This window comes from Microcystis sp. M53603_WE2, from assembly GCF_030065435.1.
The window spans coordinates 1-6115 of the sequence record NZ_JASJFF010001347.1 but is presented as its reverse complement, the minus strand read 5'-3'; the positions used below and the strand labels follow the sequence as shown (position 1 = coordinate 6115).

Genomic DNA, 6115 nt, shown 5'->3' with positions numbered 1-6115 from the left:
GTTACTTTTGCCCTCAACAATTAACTTTAAAACCTCCATTTCTCGCTCCGATAAAAGTGCTAGATTGGGATTAGGTTGCACTGCCGGCGGTTTGAGATTATCCATGACTAAACGGGCAATTTGGGGGTCTAAATAGGTGGCTCCGTCCTTAGCTGCTTCAATAGCGGCCAAAAGGCGATCGAGACTCGCTCCCTTGATACAATAGGCATCAGCACCACTGGCCAGAGCTGCGATCACTTCCTGTTGCAGAGTGTGGGAAGTGAGCATAACCACATGAACATTAGCTAAACCCTCCTTAATCTGTTTAGTTGCCGCAATGCCATCGAGACGGGGTAAACCGATGTCCATGACCACTAAATCCGGCCGTAGGGATAGGGCTAATTGTACCCCCGCTAGACCATCACTAGCTTGACCAACAATCTCAAAATCCGGCTGTTCACTGAGCGCTTGTTCTAAACCTAACTGCATTAAAGGATCGTCTTCAACAATTAAAATCCGCATGATCTTTGATTCCTAACGGGAAAATGTACGGTTTTCACCCATCTGCATGAGGCAGAACTACTCCTAGTTTAGGCAATCTGGAAATAGATTAACAGTGACCAGTGACCAGTGATAACTGAAAATGCTACGGATTTCATCAGATCGGTCTAAAATTGTGCTTGTTGCCCTAGTTTATCTGGGTGTTGGTTGGCTAGGCTATCTCTGCTTAAATTTAGGGTCGCGACCTGCCCCAATTTGGATGAGTGCTGGTATTGGCTTAACTGCTGTTTTTTTAGGGGGAAAAAGGCTAGTTTTAGGCGTTTTTATCGGGGATTTGCTTCTTACCTTCTTTTTAGGGGCCAGTTGGCCCATAGCTCTATTTTCGGCGATCGGTAGCAGTTTATCGGCTCTGTTAGGGGCGCAATTCTTGCATTATCTGAGATTTTCCGCCACTTTACAGCGCATTCGCGATATTCTTTTACTGGTATTTTTAGCGGCTTTATTAGCCTCGGCAGTTAATGCCACTATCGATACTTTTGCCCGTAGTTGGCTAAATACTTGGGATTGGCGACAATTTGGACAGTCTTGGGGCATGATCTGGCTCGGAGATAGTACAGGAATATTAATGACCACGCCGCTGCTGTTGCGTTTTTGCTTCAATCGTCACTCCCTGCGGGAACCACGACAACCCCAACGCTTTGGCGAGGCCTTACTTTGTCTGAGTTTGCTAACGGTGGTGACTTCTGTGGTTTTTGGTGATCAACCAAATTTTCTTAACCCCGATTGGAGTATGGTGCAGTACCTCGAATATCTGCCTTTTCCTTTTGTGGTTTGGGCCGCCATGCGTTTTCAGACTTGGGGAGCGGTAATAGCGAATTTTTTAGTATCTATTTTAGCTTTGATGGGATTGGCCAGGGGAATCAGTCCTTTTATCCTACAGGCTCCCGATTATACCAGAGGTGTCTTGATCTTACAAATCTTTTTAGTCATTGTCATGTCAACTTCTCTGTTTTTATCGGCGGCGATTAGCGAAAGACAACAGATCGATCGAGCTTTAAATGAAACTTTAGAAAGAGAACATTTAGTAACACAAGTTGCTTTAAAAGTCCATCAATCTTTAGATATAGATCAGGTTTTAAATACCATTGTTGAGGAAATCAGAAATTTTCTCGATGCCGATCAAGTCTATATCGGTCACTGTCAAGAGCGGGGGTGGTCTAAGGTAATCGCTGAGTCCCGTCGTCCCGAGATTCCCTCACTGATGGGTTGGTTTCCCGAACCAGAATTACTGGAAGAATTGGGACAATTATTTTCTTTAGATAAGTTAATTATTGCTGATAATACCGCTAAGGTGCAAACGCTGCCCACTCTCAAGGGTTATTACGAATATCTGCAAGTTAAATCCTCTTTAGTTTTACCTCTAACGGTTAATAATCAACATTTAGGTGCTTTAGTAGTCCATCAATATTCCCATCCCCGTCATTGGCAAAAAAGCGAGGTCAAATTATTAGAACAGTTAGCCACCCAAGTTTGTATTGCTATCGGCCAAGCGCAACTATATCAGAGGGTGCAAAGCTTGAATAATAATTTAGAACGGGAAGTGGAAACAAGAACCTTGGAACTGCGGGAAAAAGTCCGGGAAATTCAGCATTTATACGAAATGAAAACGGTTTTTTTACAGGCAGTATCCCACGATCTTCGCACTTCGATTATGGGATTAGTTATGTTATTAAAAATTTTCCAGTGTCGGCAAACAGAAAAAGTAACTATCTCGCGAGCAATGCTCGATCAGGTGGTGCGTAGTTGCGATCAACAATTAACTTTAATTAATGCTTTATCAGAAAATCATTTTGCTGAAGAACGGCCTTTAATCTTGCATCGTCAACCTCTATCTTTAAAAGAACAGGTGGAAATTTGGCTCAAAGATTGGCAAAAAGATTTTGATTTATATCAAGCTACTTTTATTAATCTTCTCCCCGATGACTTACCCGCTATTGATGCTGATCCTTGTCAGCTAAGAAGTGTTTTTGAACAATTATTAAATAATGCCTTAAAACATAATCCTCCACCAATTCAATTAGCTTTAGATGCTCGTATTGACCAAGACATGATCTACTGCACTTTAAGCGATAATGGCATTGGCATGGATGAGGAACAATGTCAACATCTTTTCCATTTATATGTAAGAAATCTTCATAATCAACACCTAACGGGAATCGGTTTAGGTTCCTACCAATGTCGGCAAATAATCGAGGCTCACTCTGGGAGAATTGGGGTAAAAAGTACCCCACAGGTTGGCTCACAATTTTGGTTTACTTTACCCATTGCCTATCAAAATTCTAGATTAATTAAACCGGAGTTAGTCAACAGTAATCAGTGATTTTTTAACAGGATCAAGATAATTATGCTTACCCGTCAATCTGGGATTAGATTTGCTTTAGGTTTATTGATTATTTTCAATATTTTCTATTTTGTCCATCTCGCCTACTATAGTTATGTTTGGCACGATGAATCTTTGGTCTTACTCCATCTTTCTGGTTACACACCCGAACAGTTAATTAACTATCTGTTCGATGGACAAATTAAATCTACAGAACAACTCTGGCAATTTCAAGGGGTTAATTCCGTGAAAGGTTTTCCTGATACCTTAGCCTCTCTTTATACTAGCTCGAATTACGATCTACCTCTCTATTACAGTTTCCTCTGGTTTTTTGCAAGATTATTGGGCAATTCTTATCTAGTCTTAAGGGGATTTTCAGTAATTATTTGGTTTGGTATTTTATGGAGTTTTTACCATTTAGCTTTGACTTTATTTAAAAATAAAAACGCCGCTTTAATTGCCGCTACACTTATCTTCTTTTCCCCGCGTTTTACTGGTTATGCTCTGGGAATTTGGGAATACGGACTATATGTTTTATTTTCGATACTTTCTAGCTGGTTATTTCTCAAAGCTATTGATTCCTCGCAACCGAAAAAAGATTGGTTTTTCTATAGTTTATCCCTAATCGCTGGTTTATATACCCATGTTTTCTTTATCTTTGTTCTAGTAGTTCATAGCCTATATTTTCTGTTGCAGCTGAATTCTTTTAACTCTTTAACCAAAAAATACTATAGCATCAGCTTACTTGCTTCCCTAGGTATTTATTCAATTTGGTTAACCCGGATTTTTACCAGTCGATTTACTGTCTTTGGATGGTCAAAAGGCAGTTTACCCCTAGAGATCCTTTGGCAAAGATGGGTAAGAATGATCGCTCGTTTATTTTATAATTTTAGTTTAACCAATTCCACCATCACCCCTATTATTGAATACTGCCTAATTATCCTCGTCATCATCTCCTTTATTTATCTGGGCAAAAAAGCCGATAAAAAAGTTTTTACCCTGATTATTCTCCTGACAATTATCCCCTTTTTCTCTCTTTTAGCTTGGGATCTAATCGGAGGATTTCGCTACACGGCTGTGGGCAGATTTTACTTACCAAGTTTTCTCGGTATGCTGCTGGCAGTTACCTTTTTACTAAGCAAGGGATTACAGCAGCGCCAAGGCTGGGCAAAAATTCTCTTAATATTATTGCTAGTTTTCGGATTAATTGGCAAAATTCCCTATCCACCGCCGGCAACTAGATATGTGGGCTATGGTAGTAATATTCCCAACGCTTATAGAAGGATTAATCGCAGTCAAAAACCTCTAATTATTTCAGAACATTGGTTAGATACCTTGCCCCTTATTCATACCACTGATGCTAAGACAAAGTATTTATTTGTTCAGTCGGATATTAGAGTTTCCATCCCATCCTTAAAAAATCAATTTACCGATATTTATCTCCTCAATCCTTCCCCCAGTCTCAGACAATATTTAGATAACCAGTCTGTACAATTATCTCCTACGAAAAATCCAGCCTTTTGGCGAATTGATTAAAAAACCATTGACCCCTCTTGCCAAAACAGACCACAACCTGATAGACTGAATAAACCAAGGCTTCAGGGAATAGAATTGGGCAGTTCACCCCTAAGAGGGATTGACTTTTACAGAGTTTTATGCTTGCTCAACTGGAGAGTCCCCGAAATCTGGTGATGAAGAGTTTTAGCCTCTTGGCTACTGGACTGACTAAGCAGACCTAACAAATTCAACTGTATGATACCGAGTCAAGACATCGGCGAGGCAGTAGATTCAGTCAGAAAAACTGACGCACAAGACTTCTCTAATTTAATGCCTAGACCTGGCTGGCAACAAGTGGCGGGTTTAGGTAGAGACTGTTTTTGGTATTGAACCCCGATTCTTTTCGTTCTTTACCGGTTTTAGTGATTGCCAATAGGGATTTTAAGCCCGTAATTGGTTGAAAATTTCTATTTATTCGCAAAAATTCCCAGTCGCTCCCTGTACTAATCCTAGAGATCGACTTCATGATCAGTAATTTTCCCCAACCAATTCTCTGGAAATCACCTTCCAGAACAATTTAGTTATTTTATGAGTAGCAATGCCTTAACCAATCGTGAACATCTAATCGAACTGTATAATCGAGGTGAACGCAACTTTGCGGAAGTCAGACTTAGCGGAGTCAATTTAAAGAGACAGTGTTTAAACCAGATTAACCTAAGTCATAGTTACTTAAAACGAGCCAATTTAGCCGAAGCTTGTTTAATTAACGCTAATTTCAAGGACGCTTCCCTCGAAGAAGTTAATTTAAGCAAAGCTTGTCTTATCGATGCTAACCTGACTAAAGCCGACCTTTCCGGGGCAAATTTGCGCCAAAGTCAACTAAGCGGCGCAATTTTGAGTAATACCATTCTCAAAAAGGCTGATTTAAGTTCTGCCTGTTTAATTCACAGTAGCTTACTTTTTGCTCAACTGTTGAAAGCGAATCTCGAAGCGGCTAATCTCACCTCAGCCACTTTAACCCATGCCATGGCGGGGAAAGCTAACCTAAAACGGGCTATTCTCACTCGTGCTATTCTTAGCTCTGCTAATCTTAGCCATGCTAACTTAAAAGAGGCTAACCTAATTCGAGCCTATCTCTATCAAGCTAATCTGGAAAACTGCCATCTTCAATACGCCGACCTCAGCTATGCCGATTTACGCGGGGCGGATTTACGCGGGGCGGATTTACGTTATGCTAACCTGGAAGGGGCTAATCTGACGGGAGCTAACCTCAATTGTAGCGATTTTGAGGGAGCTAACTTAACTGGAGCCGATTTAAGCAAAACTGACGCTAATAAAGCCAATTTTCGCCAAGCTAACTTAACCGGTTGTAATCTGCTCGGCGCTAATTTAGCCTCCGCTAACCTTTCCGGTGCTAATCTACACCAAGCGGGATTACTCTTGAGTTATTTAGTGGGAAGCAATCTTAAACGAGCTAATCTCAAACAAGCTAACTTAATTGGCGCGATTTTAACCGAAAATAATCTTCTTTCTGCTTCCCTCGAAGAAACTATTCTTCCTAACGGTAGTCGCGGTAATCTCCTTTCCTAATATAGCAATTTCCATAGTTGTGAGGTACAGAGTCTTAGGTTTTGAGGAGTCAGGAGTCAGGAGTCAGGAGTCAGGAGTCAGGAGTCAGGAGTTAAGATTTTGGTGTACCTCATGAGATTGGGAAACGCTATATTCCTAGAAAAACCTGGTTGTAGAGACTTTTCTGCC

At 40.8% G+C, this 6115-nt stretch carries 5 protein-coding genes; 4 read left to right on the top strand and 1 reads right to left on the bottom strand.

Going from position 1 to position 6115, the window contains the following annotated elements; translation table 11 throughout:
* The coding region (locus PX481_RS28355) for a response regulator transcription factor (protein WP_288097282.1) at positions 1–501 on the bottom strand (501 nt) is incomplete at its 3' end.
* Positions 502–622: 121 nt separating this feature from the next.
* Between PX481_RS28355 and PX481_RS28350 the strand changes: the two genes are divergently transcribed.
* The 4 genes from PX481_RS28350 (at position 623) to PX481_RS28335 (ending at position 5947) form a co-directional block, all read left to right on the top strand.
* Positions 623–2860, top strand: a complete 2238-nt coding sequence (locus PX481_RS28350; protein ID WP_288097280.1) for a sensor histidine kinase — start codon at positions 623–625, stop codon at positions 2858–2860.
* Positions 2861–2884: 24 nt separating this feature from the next.
* Positions 2885–4396 (top strand): glycosyltransferase family 39 protein, encoded by a 1512-nt coding sequence (locus PX481_RS28345; RefSeq protein WP_288097278.1) that lies wholly within the window; start codon positions 2885–2887, stop codon positions 4394–4396.
* 216 nt (positions 4397–4612) lie between these two features.
* Entirely contained in the window at positions 4613–4747 is a 135-nt protein-coding gene (locus PX481_RS28340; RefSeq protein ID WP_255520608.1) for a hypothetical protein, read from the top strand.
* A gap of 198 nt (positions 4748–4945) precedes the next feature.
* Entirely contained in the window at positions 4946–5947 is a 1002-nt protein-coding gene (locus PX481_RS28335; protein ID WP_002759232.1) for a pentapeptide repeat-containing protein, read from the top strand.
* Positions 5948–6115: the final 168 nt, after the last annotated feature.

Excerpts from the sequence above, each read along its gene's own strand:
- PX481_RS28350 (WP_288097280.1), top strand. The coding sequence starts at position 623 with ATGCTACGGATTTCATCAGATCGGTCTAAAATTGTGCTTGTTGCCCTA.
- PX481_RS28345 (WP_288097278.1), top strand. The coding sequence starts at position 2,885 with ATGCTTACCCGTCAATCTGGGATTAGATTTGCTTTAGGTTTATTGATT.
- PX481_RS28340 (WP_255520608.1), top strand. The coding sequence starts at position 4,613 with ATGATACCGAGTCAAGACATCGGCGAGGCAGTAGATTCAGTCAGAAAA.
- PX481_RS28335 (WP_002759232.1), top strand. The coding sequence starts at position 4,946 with ATGAGTAGCAATGCCTTAACCAATCGTGAACATCTAATCGAACTGTAT.